Origin of the sequence: Pseudomonas sp. Xaverov 259, assembly GCF_019352915.1 — a bacterium.
Lineage (GTDB): Bacteria > Pseudomonadota > Gammaproteobacteria > Pseudomonadales > Pseudomonadaceae > Aquipseudomonas.
The window spans coordinates 201,261-214,112 of the sequence record NZ_JAAAFV010000042.1 but is presented as its reverse complement, the minus strand read 5'-3'; the positions used below and the strand labels follow the sequence as shown (position 1 = coordinate 214,112).

Below are 12,852 nucleotides of genomic sequence, written 5' to 3'. Positions count from 1 at the left end.
AAGATATACGCACATTGTTTATTGCCTCGAACACTGTATTTACGTACAGTCAATTCGCACTTGATTCCGCATGATACTCAAGCGAGAAGAGCAATAGAACAGTCATGTACGCCCTGTACTGGAACTATTCAAAATGACCCATCTAACTCAAAAGGAATTTGAGCTATGCCATTGGAAATCGGTACTACCGCAATCATAGGACGCCGTCCGGACTTCTCTCTAATTTCCAGTCCCAACGGCACTGTCATTGGCGGCTCGTCCGAAAAGGACGATAAAATAACCGCTAATTATGTCCGAGCACGAGAAAATATAAATCAGTGGATCAATGAGAAAAAGAAGGAGATCAATCAACAATACGAAAAAAATCTGCAAGCTATCGATGCCGAAAATGATAAGGATATAAAGGCGGAAGGTGGACTAAATACGCTAATGGATGCGTTCACTCCTGAGCGAACGATCGCCAAGGAAAAGAATATCCTTGTGAAACTGTACATGACAAAAGAATCCATAGCCGCTGATAAGCTATCGCAATCCAGAGCTCTGTACTTGGGCCGAGACGTGCTGCAACCGAAAAGCCCTGAGGTTGGCAACTTTGTGTACGCTGGCTACTTGAGTGTACAAGTGAATCAGTCCCGCCTTGTCGACTGGGCCAATAGTTACGAAGCCGCGAGATTGGCTCAGGTATACAGTGAGTCTGCTCGACGTTTGCGGGAGAGAGAAAGCGCCTTGAATCTTGTTCAAGCGGAGCAAGCAGCCCGTGCAGCCGAAGAGCTAAAGGCTGCGAAAGAGCATGCTCGACTGGGACAGTACCCCGCCTCTCCTCCCAATGTATCTATGGACGACAACCTGAGCGAGGCGAGTAGTCAGAATCAGTATTTCAAAAACGGCGGTTCAGCCCATTTGTTAAGCTGGTTTTACACAAAAGTTCGCAATGGTGGTGACTGGGATTACAAACAACGCGGGCGTCAGTATGCAAGTTTTGGAAACTTCAACTATGGCGCTGTGGGTACCGCTGCGGGCATATCGGAAAATGTGTTATTGAGAGCTGCTGGCGCAGCACAGTCAGTGGCAGGAACGTCGAAGACAGAGTTTGACAAGTGGTGGTCAGAAGCCCCTTACGGTGATGACCCAGTCGACCAAGTATGGATTAAGGCAGGTATACAATATGCAACATCGAAAGGCTATTAACTGGCAAGCCTGGTCACTGCTCGTCATATGCCTTGGGCAGGCACTTTACATCTATATAAGTTCGCCGAGCAGGCCAGAACCTTCAAAAATCGTCTCCGTAACCAAGGTCGGTGAAGGTGGCGCCATATATGAAGTACTCTATGATTCCGGCGGAGCTACCGTACCCTTTATTTATCGATACTTCCTCATGGCGGTGCAGCCTAACGATGAAGAGGCTCTTAGTAAGATGCGAAAAGCGACCCCATTCCTTGTCACTCAAAGTACACATGCTGTACGCGAGGTTGTCGGCACTAAAGTAAAACTTAATTCGGATGAGACAATATACGACTTCCATAACACGGCCTACTTTAAAGTCGGCGGAGAACTCAACATCGTAAAATTTGATCTGGAAGCAACTATTCCATAACAGTACTACCGAGAATAACACCGGCCTTGCGCCGGTGCTATTCCCGAGTCAAACGACACCCCTTACCCTCCTCCATCAAACTGTTTCGTGATCCACGCTCTGCTATACATCAACACGTCATCCGCCATCGCCACCGGAAAATGAATAAACCCATGGGCAGATTCCGGTAACAGATGGGCTTGCACCTCTGCCGCTATGCCCCAGCGCTCGGCGATCAGCAGGGTGTCGTCTTTAAGCGGGTCCAGCTCCCCAACAAACATCAACGCGGGTGGCAACCCTGTGAAGTCGCCATACAACGGCGACAACGGGGGCTGCCGACGTTCTTCATCACTCAAGCCCGGCGTCAGCATGCGCAGCGCTTCAACCATGCCCGGTCCGTCCAGCAACAACGTCTGCGGCCCCGCCGCGCGCACGCTCGGTGTGCCGGTCAAGTCGTATACGCCGTAGTACAACACCGCACCGCTCACACGCTTGAGCAACTCAGGCCATTGCTTAAGCGCCAGCAAGGTTGCGGCCGCCAGATGCCCACCGGCCGACTCACCCACGACGAATACCGGCAAATCGGCAAACTCATCACTGCCGAGCAGCCAGCGCGCGGCATTCAGGCAGTCCTCCATCAGCCCCTCAACCGGCGTGTCCACCGCCAGCCGGTAATCCACCGACACCACCGCCACGCCGCACGCCTGCACCATGCCCAGGTTGAGGTCGTCATCCATCTGCGCATTGCCGATCACCCAGCCGCCGCCGTGGATATCCAGCACCACGCCTTGGGTTTGCCCTTCGGGCAGCAGGATGCGCACGGGCACCGAGCCGACCCTTCGGGTTTCGGCCACAGGTGCTTTTTTTATCGTCTGGCTGACCCGCAACAACGCCTGGATCAAACGCGGCGTGACGCGGTTGCGGATTTTGAAACGCGGCAGCCACGCGAGCTTTTTATTGAACCGGCGCATCTGGGCCAGCTCAGCCTCGCTCGCGGGCCAGAGTTTGTGAGCCATCAGCGGTTATTACGCAGAATCGAGAAATTCAACGCTGCCGCCACACTCAGCCACGCCAGGTACGGGAACAGAATCAACCCGGTGATCAAGTCCAACCGCAACGCCATCACCACCAATGCCGCCACCACCAGCCACAGCAGCACAATCACCACCATCCCGGCCACGATGTTATGCGCGCCGAAAAACACCGGCGTCCACAGCGTGTTCAGCGCAATCTGCGCCGCCCACAGGCCCAAGGCCAATTGGCTGCCGGGAATCATCGTCAGGCGATAGCCCGCCCAGGCGAGCAGCAGGTAGATAACCGTCCAGGCCACCGGAAACAACCAATTAGGCGGCGTGAAGCTGGGTTTAACCAGGGTTTCGTACCACTGGCCGGGCTTGAAAAGGATGCCGGTACTGGCGGCCGCGCCGCAGGCGATGAGGAAAATCAGAAAGATCATGGGCTATCCACTCTCAGGGTTCATTTCAACATAGGACGCGTCAGCAACCGGTAAAAGTTCACAAATCATCCGGCGAAACGATCTTGAGCCAAGGCCAGCGCGTTTGATAACTAAGGGCCTTGGCGGCGAACAATTCAGGCTCGCGGTGCAGCGGGTTAATCCGCAATACGCCCTGCTCCACATCCGCCAACCCATAGGGCGCGTACACTTCGCCGGTGTCGATCTCCAGCCCGATGCAGGTGCCGGCCACCAGGTAACGGTCCACGCCCTGTTTAGCCGAGTGCAACTGCGGATAAGGCCGACCGAAGCGCTCGCCGTACCAAAGGTGTACCCGCGCCTGGTTCTTGACCTCGACATTGACGCCCAAATCCTCAAACAACCGCGCGGCGGCGCGGATCACTTTGTCCTCAGCTTCGTAGGACAGATCCGTGTCGAAGTAAAAGACGTCGTAGTCCTTTACGCCCTGAGCCGCAGGCAAGTTTGACTGATGGTTCCAGACAGCCTGGAACAGGCAGCCCGCCGTAAGCATGCACTGCTCCACACCAAGGTCGGGCAAGCGCGCGGTGATTTCGGCGTTGATGGGGTTGGCCATGGCCAGGTCGAGCAGGGTTTTGACGGTCAATGTCATGGTGGGCATTCCTTGTGTATTCAGGGCGGCTCAAGCCACCGACCCTACACGACGGCGGGGAGGGTTTCGTGACAGCAATGTTTCTATACACTTTGCCCGCCCGCCACCAATCGTCAAGGATAAAACGATGCGAATCAGAGAAATGGCCCTCATCACCGCCGCCGCTTTGCTGCTCACCGCCTGCAGCGACAGCCCGTCGGACACCGACATTCAAGCCGCGCTGCAACCCCGGCTGGAAGGCGCGTCCTGCGTCAAGGCGGCGATGTTCAACCGCTTCCCGGTGACCCTGAGTGACAGCGTCATGACCGGCACCTCCAGCGCCAACCAGCCCGCCTTCGATGCGCTGACCGACGCCGGTCTGCTGGCCAAAAGCGATAAAACCTACAGCCTCACCGACAACGGCCGCGCTGCCTATGTGCAGCAAGAGTCCGGGTTCTGCTACGCCCAGGGCTATGAAATCGCCAAGATCCAAAACATCGCCGCCAACCCTAACCAAACGGGCGCCGCCGTGGACAAATCCTGGGTAGTGACCGTCGACATCCGCCAGAAAACCATCGCCGACTGGGCCAACACCCCGGCGATTGAAAAACTGGCCCGCAACCCGGAAAACCTCTCAGAAGTGCCCAAAACCTACACCGTGGTGGTGGGGCGTTTGAAGGGTGAGCAAAGGTTGAAGCTGATCGACCCACGGTTTTCGATCATGCGTGGGGTTGGGGTGAACCAGGCGTTCTAACCAGGCACGGCTGTGACAAGCAGACCTGCTATAGCCTGAAGACTTGTTGTGGCCAGTAAACTTTTTATGGCCAGCAGGCTTGTTGTGGCCAGCAAACTTTTTATGGCCAGCAGGCTTGTTGTGGCGAGCAGGCTTGCCCTGCGCTGGAGTGCGCAGCACTCCCAACCCAGCCACCGCAGTCCAAAAGGGAAACCCGGTCGCCTGAATTCGGGGCCGCTTCGCAGCCCAACGCAGGGCAAGCCTGCTCGCCACAAGGGAGTGTCCTAACCACAGGGAATTGTGAACAGGCCCGCAGCACCTTGCTCCATTGCCTACGCGTGCGTCAGAATCCGCCGGCTTGTGCGCTGAGGTGGCCGTCTCTAAGGTGGCTCGGTCGCTGAATGTTCAGTGATCGGGTTTAGTAGCCTGAGTTGGGTATTGAAAAGTGCATGAGCTTCATCAATCAGACATTGCGTCTGTGCTTGATGGTGGCTGTGCGTAGGGCGTCCTCGGGCGCGCCGGCTTTGATATCCACCGGTCTACTAACCTGCGCACAGCTGCCACCTTTTCGTTTAGTAGCGAAAAGATGGCGGCCAAAACCAGGATATCGTTATGACTCAAGCAAAAACTGACTCAACCACCCTCTTCACCGTCGTCCCGGACGCCAGCACCGAAACCCTCATCACCAACAGCTACGAAACCTTCGCCTCAGTCAGCACACTACTACTCGACCTGTCCGAAGACCTGTGCGGCAAACACCGCGACATCGCGCTGGCAATCCACCAACTAAGCGAACTGGGCGTGCTGCTCACGGCCAAATTGCTCGACCGTGAAGCACCCTGCCCTGGCTGATAAACAACCCAAAGCAGCGCCGCTGATGGCGCTGCCTCAATTAGCGCCTGGGTAGTGATCCACATACTGAATAGTAAAATCCGGGTAGTGATCAACAATCTGGATCTTGTAATCGGGGTAGTGATCGACCGTTTTCCACTTGCCGGCTGAATCAGGGTAGTGATCCACCTTCTGCACCTTGAGGTCCGGGTAGTGATCGACCACCTGAACCTTGTAGTCCGGGTAGTGATCGACGTACTGAATGTTGCCGTAAATCTTCGACACATCAACGCTCGTGCCCGCTTGAGCGCCGAAGGCACAGGTCAGCAGCAGTGACGCGAGAGCAACTTTAAACATGACAGCCTCATCCTGAGCAATAAAAGGCGCCCAGTCTAACGAGACTGCACGCAAAACGTCCTGCATTGCCGGGCTCTTAACCCTTCAACTCACCCGCACGGTTACTCGCCGCATCGTCGTAAGCCACATACAAGGATTCGGCGATCTGGCTTTTGATGGCTTTAGCGGCCTCCAACCCCAACACAAACCCTTCAGCTTTGCCGCCAGCGCGGTTGAGTTCTTCGTGGGTGGAAGCGCCGGTGATGGCGTCGAGAAGCTTGGCGGCGTGAGGACCGACGCCTTTTGGGAGGGAGATTTGGTCGATGGACATGGCGATACCTTGATAAAAAAATGATCGGGAGCGCATGGACCACTGCCGGGGGGTGCCATGGTAGACCGGTTGGCGGGGAAAGAGGTTAGTTTCGGCCCGAAGCAGCCCTTCCTTAAATCACCAAACGCGTTTACAAACCAGATACCGGCACAACTTTAGGCGAGACGGCATGACACTTTCCAAAGGCAATATCATAAAGCTGATCAATGTTGACCGAGCAACGGTAGTGCTTTCTGATTGGTTGAACTCTAGGGAGGCGGCTCCTGGAGATATCGCCGAGGTAGAAGATATTTCAATGGGTGAGGCTGGATGTATCGTTCGCTTGCTGTGCGAGCCACATGCAGGATTTCTCGAATGGAGAGCCTCCTATTTTGAGGCTGGGTTGACCTATGAGGTGCTTCGTAGCAATCCCAATGACTTCCCCCCTTGAATGTCATCAAGACCGATTTCTAGCTGTCGCCACCGTCAGCTCTGGGTCCAGGCTGTGTGAAAACACCGCCGAGCAGTTCAAGACCTGCGGTTTAAAGCAGTATGAGTCGATAGTGGACTTTCACGACCGGCAGCCTTCATTCGGTCGTGTTCCTTCGAACAGCATTAGCTGAACTCATCCATTGAAAAATGGGGATAGATTTATTTACCTGAATATAAATCCGCCCTCTCTTTCGTAAAATAAATCTGCCCCCGCTTCATCCCTTTTTCTAATTTTTTTTCTCAATCATGAATGCTGGCGCCTTCCAATCAGGACCTTTTTTAATCCCCCCATCAGAATTATCAATCAGCCCTTCCAACCTCATACTATGAACAAGTTTCAACAACTCAATATTATTACCAATATTTACCCAATCACTCCTATTATATAGTCGATCCAGCATAGGATATGAAATTGATTGATTTCTTACTATAAAGAGAATTACATCTCTTGGGGATTCAGCACTCACTATATCATTGATATTGCTCATGTCATTCTCCGCACAGCTGTCTATTTTCTGCGACTATAGCCTCTGACGTATAGATTAGTTCGTCAGCATCTTTAAGCTTGTAATCTTCTAACGTCGCGGCGCGAGTATTGTTCCAAGTGGTGCCATTATCGTTCGGCTTTACGCCATCCGCTATACCTAGAGCCCTATACCGCTCCCCCAAAAAAAGGGGGAGGAATTTATTTACCTGAATACAAATCTGCCCCCCTTTTTTATATATCACTCAAACGTGTATTTATTCTCAGTCAAGAATGTAGGTTTTCTCCAGTTCGGACCTTTTGTCAGGGTTAAGTCTTTATAAACAACTAATCCCTCTAGCGCCATATTGTGAACCAATTTCATAAGCTCAAGATTATTACCAATATTGGCCCAGCCGTTTCGACTGTACAGCCCATCTAATCTTGGGTATGAGATGCCACTTTCACTCCGCGTTGCGAAAAGAATGACATCTTCGGGAGTTTCTGATTGCACTATTTTAGTAATAATACTCATTTTTCTTCTCTCTCTACTTGCGCGTCGTCAGCTTCTATCGCTTCTGGCGTGTAAAACAAGTCAAATCCATCTTTTAGCCTATAGTCCTCTAAGGTAGCAGTATGGGCACTATTCCAGAGGGTATCATCATCCGGTTTCATACCATCTGCGATACCTAACGCTCTATACCTATCCAGCTCTCGTATTTCGTGTGTGTAAAAGCGTTTATCAATATCTGAGATAGGAAGCTGACCACCCAATATTTTCTCTAACCGATCAATCATGATCTTATTTGCATCAGAAGGATCGAACCGTCCTGTATGCAACTTGACCAGATCGATACCTTCCTGAGTCACTGATGCCGTTGTCCAGTCTAGGTCTTGAGTGGGGCCTCCTGCTTTGTCGGGATTATACATCCGTCCGCTGTGTTCACCTTTGGTGGTAGCGCCTTTATATGGACTACTAAACACCGCATAAATTGGCGGCAAACCCGAATCTGCGGGGTAAACGTAAATGCCGTCTCGGATGCTCAACTGGCTGGCAATCGGAAACGGCTCAGCTTTGACCTCTATTGGTGTCAGCGTGATGCCGGTGTATACCGGTGTTTCCACGGGCCGCGCGGGAGTTGCTGTTGAGCTCTCTCCTGGCACTGCTATCGGGAATGTCAGGGTGATCGGCGGCGTGTCGGTTGTGGTGAACGTATAGGCGTTGGCTACAGGATCAAATACCAATGCCCTTACCGGCACGGCGGACGTTAACCCCTCTGTAGCTTGCGTAGCGACTACCGAATACTTCGATTGGTCGCCATAAATCCGGTAAGGCAGATCAACCGTCCCACCTGTGCCCGCAATATCGAGCAAATTAGCAGGTAGGTCAGGCGCCAAGTCCTTAGCTGGCAGGTCCAACATTGTCGCTGGTAGCTCCCCGTTTCCAAGCGACTCTGAATACGTCAACGCCCCAATACCGACTGCTGTGGCCGCACTCACAACGGTACCCAGCGCTACCTTAGCCGCTTGAATCGCGGCCTCCAGTGTAATGCCTGAACTTGTTGTAATGACAATAGAGCCTGCTGCAGTACTGAGCTGAGTCGCACCCGCTGCGGGAAGCCTGAAGGTATGAGCGGCTTTAAGTGCTGCGGCTTCATCGGCAATGCGCTTAGCTTCAGCCTCCGCTGCTAGGCGTGCTTGCTCAGTTGCTTCGGCCGCTAGGCGTTGAGCCTCTGCCTCAGCAGCCAGCCGGGCAGCTTCCGCCTCAGCGGCAATCCTTGCGACTTCCGCAGCCGCTGCCTCATCGGCAATACGTTTGGCTTCGGCCTCAGCTGCCAATCGAGCTTGTTCTGCTGCTTCAGCCGCCACTCGCTGCGCCTCGGCTTGCGCTGCAAGTCGAGCCTGTTCAGCTTGATTCCTGAACCAAATTGATTCGTTATTCAATAGGTCGATTTCGTCATTAAGGACCTTGATTGCATAGGCCGCGTTGAGAGAATTTAACCAAACTTGATAGGTATCTCGCGTATCAGAAATCCGGCCCACCTCTCTCGCATAGGCCCGAACAAAGAATGCTCTTACTTGATAATTAAAAAAATCGCCCAGATAAAAACTATCAGCGGTAGTTTTTAGAAGTGGAAGCTCCATCGTTTTTTTTGCGGCAAGTGACTCTCTGATCGATGCTTCATAAATCAAACCTTCACTGGCATTTAAACCACTCACCGGATTAGCTAGCTTTTCAGCTTCGACCTCATTATAAACAGCCTCAGGTATCGATGCGCGCCTTTGTATATATTCTGCCTCTTTACCTTGCGCGGCTTTATCGACCATGGGGCCGTAAGTCTCAGATATATATTTACGAATGTTTAGATTGGCTTTTCTTCCTTCTGTACTGCCGCCGAAATCTTCATAGTTCCCTCCATTATTAGGCCCATACTCTTGTTTTTTATAAGGATTCACTTCTATTTCAGGTAAATAAAGTACATCTCCAATCATAGGCATAGAGAACTCTCTGCTTTGTCAGGTCAGTATCGAAGCTCTGCATTCAGAACCCCGGTTCTTGTGTCGTGCTTGGCATCCCGCCTCCAGACGCTTAAAAGCTTCACCAGTGCCAGTCATTCCCGAGGTGGTAGGCGGAGATTGATAATTAAGAAGTCAGCCCCCCTTCACCTAATTGACCCATTGCGTGCAATGGGCATCTATTGCGTTACAAATTTCGAAAAGCGGGGTAGTACCCAGCACTCCTAGGTCGTCTTTTTTTCGTAAATGTAGCGCCACATATCTGTCCACAAACAGCGCTGTGGAGCAAGCATGGCGGTATGTCGTGATATTTCTGAGGGGGGGGGGGAGGAGACGAAAAAATTACAAATGGCTTAAAGTGCGTAATTACACTCCACCTGGCTACCTATTTGCTTTCGACTTAACCAGCAGTTCGATTCATTTCTAGCTCCATCGATACTCCTGAGCGTCCGCTTCTAGCCAAAAACTACCTTCCCCAACAACCAGCTACCGAACAAACGCAGACACATTCATCATTCCCCAACCCGCCCCACCAACACCCCAAACAACTCCCCCCGCGGCATCTCACTCAGCGCAATCCCCGCATTCTCAAACCACGCCTTCCCCGCCTCCGGATGCGGCCCGCTCAGCACCACCACACCTTTCTCATACCGATACCGCGCCGCCGCCACATCGCCATTGCGATAAGTCGCAATCACCAAATACGGCGCGTGCCCATCAACCTTGGGAAAATACGGCCCATCCTGATAGAACACACTGTCCGGCTTGCCATCCCACACCACCCGCACCGCCGCGTCTTCAATCCCGCGCACTTCAAACCCTGGTCGCCCGGCTTCGGAGTCGAGGTCTTGGGGTATCAACCCGAAGTTGCTGTTATCGGCGAGATAAGCGCCCATGCATAACCCCAGGTAGCGCCCGCCCTTGGCCACGTAGTCGCGAATGGCGTCCACGCGTGCAGCACCGAAGCTGTCGAGCGCAGCGGGAATATCCTGCCCGCCGCCCGGCTGAACATAGAGGTCGTAGCGCGCAAGGTTTTGCGGGGTGATGTCGATGGCTTCATCCGCGCCCACAAAGTCGATCTGGTAGTTGGGGCTGAGCCGCAGCAAGGCGTTTTTGACGTTCTCGGAACAGTCATCACAGCCCGCCGGGCCTCGGTAGATGGCGACGTGGGTGATGGGCGTTGCGGCCTGTGCCCAGGGTGTTTGCAGGGTGGCGAGTACGAAAAATGCAGCAGCGATGGCGGGCAGTTTCATGGTTGTGGGCTCAGCGAACAGTGGATCGGGACTGTTCAAAGCCTATATCGAACGCGACTTTGAATTCGTTAACAGTTGTAAATCGGCTACTGTCGCCTGAAACCACATTCGCCAAGAGGGCCTGTTATGGAGCTGAAGTTCAGCCACGTCGACGTACTGGTCGAGAACCTTGAAGAAACCTGCGCTTATTACGCCAAGATCCTCAAGGCCAAAATATCCACCACTCAAGTCTGGAATCGCGGCGGCTTTCATGTGCGCTATGCGGTGGTGCTGATGGGCCAGGAGCGTTTTATGCTGGTGCAGCCGGTGGCGGGCAACTTGCGCGAGCTGTTGGACGCGCACGGTGAGGGGATGATTTATCGGCATTGCTACACCACGCCGGATATCGAGGTGGCTTATGCCGAGTTGATGGCCGAGGGTGTGCAGCCGCAGGATGAAAACGGCCGGCCCTTGAGCCTGGCGGATCTGCAGTCGCCGTCCGGCACGCGCATCATTTGGTTGCCTAAGCGCTTCGGGCATTTCTCTATCGAGATTCTGGAGGAGAAAGGCTTGGAGGCGTTTATGGTCGCCGCGTTTGCTTGATCGGCGTTGCATTGGCAGCCTACATGAGGATTACTGTAGGCCGCGCCCGAATCCGAGATAACCGCCATGTTTGAACTCACCGCCCTCGTCACCTACATCGCCGTGGTGCTCGGCCTTTTCCTGATCCCCGGCCCTTCCGTGCTGCTGGTGCTCACCCGCACAATTCAAGGCGGGCGCAAGGTCGGTGTTGCGACCGGGCTGGGCGTGGCGTGCGGCGACTTGATTCATACGTTGTGCGCGGCGTTGGGGCTGTCGGCGATTCTGATGACTTCGGCGGCGGCCTTTAATGCGGTGAAGTGGGCCGGCGCGGCGTATCTAATCTACCTGGGCGTGCGGGCGTTCATGGCCAAAACCGGCACGCATGCACGGCTTGAGTTGCCTGCGGTGACGCCGCGCCAGGCGTTTTTCCAGGCGATTGGGGCTGAGGTGTTGAACCCGAAAACGGCGATCTTCTTTCTGGCATTCCTGCCGCAATTCGTGCACCCGGAATCGGGTTCATCGCTGGTGCAGTTTGCCGTGCTGGGCTTGATTTTTTCGGGGCTCAGCGCGGTTTACACGAGTTTGCTGGCACTCTCGATTCGCCCGTTAAGTCGCGGGTTCAAGGGGCTGTCCAGGCTGCGTCGGTGGGAAGGCAAGATCATCGGCACGCTGTTTATGGGGCTGGGGCTGAAAGTAGCGTTTCAGCAGCGATAGGCAGGCGCGATGAAATTCCATGGTTTTGCACTCGGGCATATAGAGGTTGAGGTCGAAGGACGCGCCTGTGACCTGCACAATTTCTATGTCGCCAGCGACATCCATTACGCGCTGTCTGAGCGCACGCTGTCGCTCAGGTTTACAAGGCGCACCGAGGACTGGGCGCCGCCCGAAGAGCCACGGGAGATCACCATCACCTTTCGTGGCGTGAGTTTCTTTTCTGCCGAAGGGCGCCATGACAGCCCGATTGAGGATGACACGGTGCTTCACGCCATCGGCATTGTGGCGGCCGACGCCGAGACGGATACGTTTTACCTCTCTGACACCTTCCCCGCCGACCATCACGTGGTGGTGTGCTTCGCATCGGGGCTGACCCTGCGGCTGCACGCCGTCGAGGCGCGGTGTGACATTCAGGTCTGAGGCGTTTCACTTCGAACCGATGGGGAACAACTGGCGAATCCGTGAATATGGGCCGGATGATGTGATGACTTTTATTGAATATCAGGACCTTTGATGCCCCCAACCAAACGCGACACCGCCCGCCTCGAACGCCGCCTGGTCGCCACGTTGACCGACGCCTGCGAAACCGCCAAGGCTGAAATCCCAGGCTTCGAGTGGCTGACTCACACGGTCGATTACGCCGCGTTCCCGCAAAGCCTGCGGGTGATTTGGGTGTTCGATACGCGGGCCAATAAGGAGCTGGCCCTGGCAAACGGCGCGGACCAACGTATGCGCGAACTGACGGCTGCTGCGTTGCACGACGCCGAGGTGGCCTCGGTGAACATCGAGCGCTGCGTGCGCTTTGATTGCGAAGAAGCCTGCAACCTTCAGCATGGCGGCGATTGGCAAGTGCGACTGGCCTGATATTGCTGCGATGCAGGTGTCTTGGTTCGGCAGGTCGACTGCGCTGATGCCTTCGCAGGCAAGCCAGCTCCCACAGTGATTGTGGGCGCTGGCTTGCCTGCGATAGCAACAGATATCTACACAACTTTTGAAGGCAGCCAAC

General features: G+C 54.2%; 18 protein-coding genes. 9 read left to right on the top strand and 9 right to left on the bottom strand.

The features are described from left to right. The first annotated feature begins 165 nt into the window (after window positions 1-165). Together K0H48_RS30980 and K0H48_RS19290 are read left to right on the top strand one after the other, a co-directional pair. Window positions 166-1,188, top strand: a complete 1,023-nt coding sequence (locus K0H48_RS30980) for a polymorphic toxin type 44 domain-containing protein (protein ID WP_307877379.1) — start codon at window positions 166-168, stop codon at window positions 1,186-1,188. Next, the gene (locus K0H48_RS19290; RefSeq protein ID WP_219268726.1) at window positions 1,166-1,594 is read left to right on the top strand and encodes a hypothetical protein; all 429 of its coding nucleotides are present in this window, start codon (window positions 1,166-1,168) and stop codon (window positions 1,592-1,594) included. The genes K0H48_RS30980 and K0H48_RS19290 overlap by 23 nt, the downstream gene beginning before the upstream one ends. 62 nt (window positions 1,595-1,656) lie before the next feature. Here the strand turns inward: K0H48_RS19290 and K0H48_RS19285 are convergent, their stop codons facing one another. From K0H48_RS19285 to K0H48_RS19275, 3 genes are read right to left on the bottom strand one after another with little or no spacing between them, the layout of a single operon-like run. After that, complete coding sequence (locus K0H48_RS19285; RefSeq protein WP_219268725.1) at window positions 1,657-2,589, bottom strand: alpha/beta hydrolase; 933 nt, start codon at window positions 2,587-2,589, stop codon at window positions 1,657-1,659. Continuing rightward, the gene (locus K0H48_RS19280; RefSeq protein WP_219268724.1) at window positions 2,589-3,029 is read right to left on the bottom strand and encodes a TspO/MBR family protein; all 441 of its coding nucleotides are present in this window, start codon (window positions 3,027-3,029) and stop codon (window positions 2,589-2,591) included. Before K0H48_RS19280 ends, K0H48_RS19285 begins: the two co-directional genes overlap by 1 nt. 58 nt (window positions 3,030-3,087) lie before the next feature. Further along, the gene (locus tag K0H48_RS19275) at window positions 3,088-3,657 is read right to left on the bottom strand and encodes a nucleotidyltransferase family protein (RefSeq protein WP_219268723.1); all 570 of its coding nucleotides are present in this window, start codon (window positions 3,655-3,657) and stop codon (window positions 3,088-3,090) included. A 127-nt stretch (window positions 3,658-3,784) separates the two neighbouring features. On the opposite strand from K0H48_RS19275, the gene K0H48_RS19270 reads away from it, so the two are divergent. After that, entirely contained in the window at window positions 3,785-4,390 is a 606-nt protein-coding gene (locus tag K0H48_RS19270; protein WP_219268722.1) for a hypothetical protein, read from the top strand. A 591-nt stretch (window positions 4,391-4,981) separates the two neighbouring features. Beyond that, window positions 4,982-5,221 carry a DUF6124 family protein gene (locus tag K0H48_RS19265; protein WP_219268721.1) on the top strand — a complete coding sequence of 80 codons (240 nt, stop codon included), beginning with the start codon at window positions 4,982-4,984 and terminating at the stop codon, window positions 5,219-5,221. Window positions 5,222-5,257: 36 nt separating this feature from the next. On the opposite strand, the gene K0H48_RS19260 is transcribed toward K0H48_RS19265, so the two are convergent. Both K0H48_RS19260 and K0H48_RS19255 read right to left on the bottom strand, forming a co-directional pair. Beyond that, on the bottom strand, window positions 5,258-5,557 hold the full coding sequence (locus tag K0H48_RS19260) for a hypothetical protein (RefSeq protein WP_219268720.1): 300 nt from the start codon (window positions 5,555-5,557) through the stop codon (window positions 5,258-5,260). A 76-nt stretch (window positions 5,558-5,633) separates the two neighbouring features. Continuing rightward, entirely contained in the window at window positions 5,634-5,867 is a 234-nt protein-coding gene (locus K0H48_RS19255) for a hypothetical protein (RefSeq protein WP_053257116.1), read from the bottom strand. A gap of 169 nt (window positions 5,868-6,036) precedes the next feature. Between K0H48_RS19255 and K0H48_RS19250 the strand changes: the two genes are divergently transcribed. Further along, on the top strand, window positions 6,037-6,297 hold the full coding sequence (locus tag K0H48_RS19250) for a hypothetical protein (protein WP_219268719.1): 261 nt from the start codon (window positions 6,037-6,039) through the stop codon (window positions 6,295-6,297). Window positions 6,298-6,565: 268 nt separating this feature from the next. Here K0H48_RS19250 and K0H48_RS19245 read toward each other — a convergent pair whose 3' ends face one another. From K0H48_RS19245 to K0H48_RS19230, 4 genes are all read right to left on the bottom strand, one after another. Then, window positions 6,566-6,826 carry a hypothetical protein gene (locus tag K0H48_RS19245; protein WP_219268718.1) on the bottom strand — a complete coding sequence of 87 codons (261 nt, stop codon included), beginning with the start codon at window positions 6,824-6,826 and terminating at the stop codon, window positions 6,566-6,568. A gap of 237 nt (window positions 6,827-7,063) precedes the next feature. Then, window positions 7,064-7,336 (bottom strand): hypothetical protein, encoded by a 273-nt coding sequence (locus K0H48_RS19240; protein ID WP_219268717.1) that lies wholly within the window; start codon window positions 7,334-7,336, stop codon window positions 7,064-7,066. Continuing rightward, a complete protein-coding gene (locus K0H48_RS19235; protein WP_257627036.1) occupies window positions 7,333-9,300 on the bottom strand; it encodes an S-type pyocin domain-containing protein in 1,968 nt (655 codons plus the stop codon). Before K0H48_RS19235 ends, K0H48_RS19240 begins: the two co-directional genes overlap by 4 nt. A 530-nt stretch (window positions 9,301-9,830) precedes the next feature. Beyond that, window positions 9,831-10,571, bottom strand: coding sequence for a BPL-N domain-containing protein (locus K0H48_RS19230; RefSeq protein ID WP_219268716.1), 741 nt, complete (start codon window positions 10,569-10,571; stop codon window positions 9,831-9,833). Window positions 10,572-10,697: 126 nt separating this feature from the next. Here K0H48_RS19230 and K0H48_RS19225 point away from each other — a divergent pair, with 126 nt between their 5' ends. The 4 genes from K0H48_RS19225 (at window position 10,698) to K0H48_RS19210 (ending at window position 12,710) form a co-directional block, all read left to right on the top strand. Next, window positions 10,698-11,153 (top strand): VOC family protein, encoded by a 456-nt coding sequence (locus tag K0H48_RS19225; RefSeq protein ID WP_219268715.1) that lies wholly within the window; start codon window positions 10,698-10,700, stop codon window positions 11,151-11,153. Window positions 11,154-11,219: 66 nt separating this feature from the next. Beyond that, complete coding sequence (locus K0H48_RS19220; RefSeq protein ID WP_219268714.1) at window positions 11,220-11,846, top strand: LysE family translocator; 627 nt, start codon at window positions 11,220-11,222, stop codon at window positions 11,844-11,846. Between the two features lie 9 nt (window positions 11,847-11,855). Further along, window positions 11,856-12,266, top strand: coding sequence for a hypothetical protein (locus K0H48_RS19215; protein ID WP_219268713.1), 411 nt, complete (start codon window positions 11,856-11,858; stop codon window positions 12,264-12,266). A gap of 93 nt (window positions 12,267-12,359) precedes the next feature. Beyond that, window positions 12,360-12,710: a hypothetical protein gene (locus K0H48_RS19210; RefSeq protein WP_219268712.1), complete on the top strand. Its 351-nt coding sequence runs from the start codon at window positions 12,360-12,362 to the stop codon at window positions 12,708-12,710. Window positions 12,711-12,852: the final 142 nt, after the last annotated feature.

Coding starts and splice junctions, on each gene's coding strand:
- K0H48_RS19210 (WP_219268712.1), top strand. CDS start 12,360: ATGCCCCCAACCAAACGCGACACCGCCCGCCTCGAACGCCGCCTGGTC.
- K0H48_RS19260 (WP_219268720.1), bottom strand. CDS start 5,557: ATGTTTAAAGTTGCTCTCGCGTCACTGCTGCTGACCTGTGCCTTCGGC.
- K0H48_RS19275 (WP_219268723.1), bottom strand. CDS start 3,657: ATGACATTGACCGTCAAAACCCTGCTCGACCTGGCCATGGCCAACCCC.
- K0H48_RS19250 (WP_219268719.1), top strand. CDS start 6,037: ATGACACTTTCCAAAGGCAATATCATAAAGCTGATCAATGTTGACCGA.
- K0H48_RS19255 (WP_053257116.1), bottom strand. CDS start 5,867: ATGTCCATCGACCAAATCTCCCTCCCAAAAGGCGTCGGTCCTCACGCC.
- K0H48_RS19245 (WP_219268718.1), bottom strand. CDS start 6,826: ATGAGCAATATCAATGATATAGTGAGTGCTGAATCCCCAAGAGATGTA.
- K0H48_RS19220 (WP_219268714.1), top strand. CDS start 11,220: ATGTTTGAACTCACCGCCCTCGTCACCTACATCGCCGTGGTGCTCGGC.
- K0H48_RS19290 (WP_219268726.1), top strand. CDS start 1,166: ATGCAACATCGAAAGGCTATTAACTGGCAAGCCTGGTCACTGCTCGTC.
- K0H48_RS19280 (WP_219268724.1), bottom strand. CDS start 3,029: ATGATCTTTCTGATTTTCCTCATCGCCTGCGGCGCGGCCGCCAGTACC.
- K0H48_RS19265 (WP_219268721.1), top strand. CDS start 4,982: ATGACTCAAGCAAAAACTGACTCAACCACCCTCTTCACCGTCGTCCCG.
- K0H48_RS30980 (WP_307877379.1), top strand. CDS start 166: ATGCCATTGGAAATCGGTACTACCGCAATCATAGGACGCCGTCCGGAC.
- K0H48_RS19240 (WP_219268717.1), bottom strand. CDS start 7,336: ATGAGTATTATTACTAAAATAGTGCAATCAGAAACTCCCGAAGATGTC.
- K0H48_RS19215 (WP_219268713.1), top strand. CDS start 11,856: ATGAAATTCCATGGTTTTGCACTCGGGCATATAGAGGTTGAGGTCGAA.
- K0H48_RS19225 (WP_219268715.1), top strand. CDS start 10,698: ATGGAGCTGAAGTTCAGCCACGTCGACGTACTGGTCGAGAACCTTGAA.
- K0H48_RS19285 (WP_219268725.1), bottom strand. CDS start 2,589: ATGGCTCACAAACTCTGGCCCGCGAGCGAGGCTGAGCTGGCCCAGATG.
- K0H48_RS19235 (WP_257627036.1), bottom strand. CDS start 9,300: ATGCCTATGATTGGAGATGTACTTTATTTACCTGAAATAGAAGTGAAT.
- K0H48_RS19270 (WP_219268722.1), top strand. CDS start 3,785: ATGCGAATCAGAGAAATGGCCCTCATCACCGCCGCCGCTTTGCTGCTC.
- K0H48_RS19230 (WP_219268716.1), bottom strand. CDS start 10,571: ATGAAACTGCCCGCCATCGCTGCTGCATTTTTCGTACTCGCCACCCTG.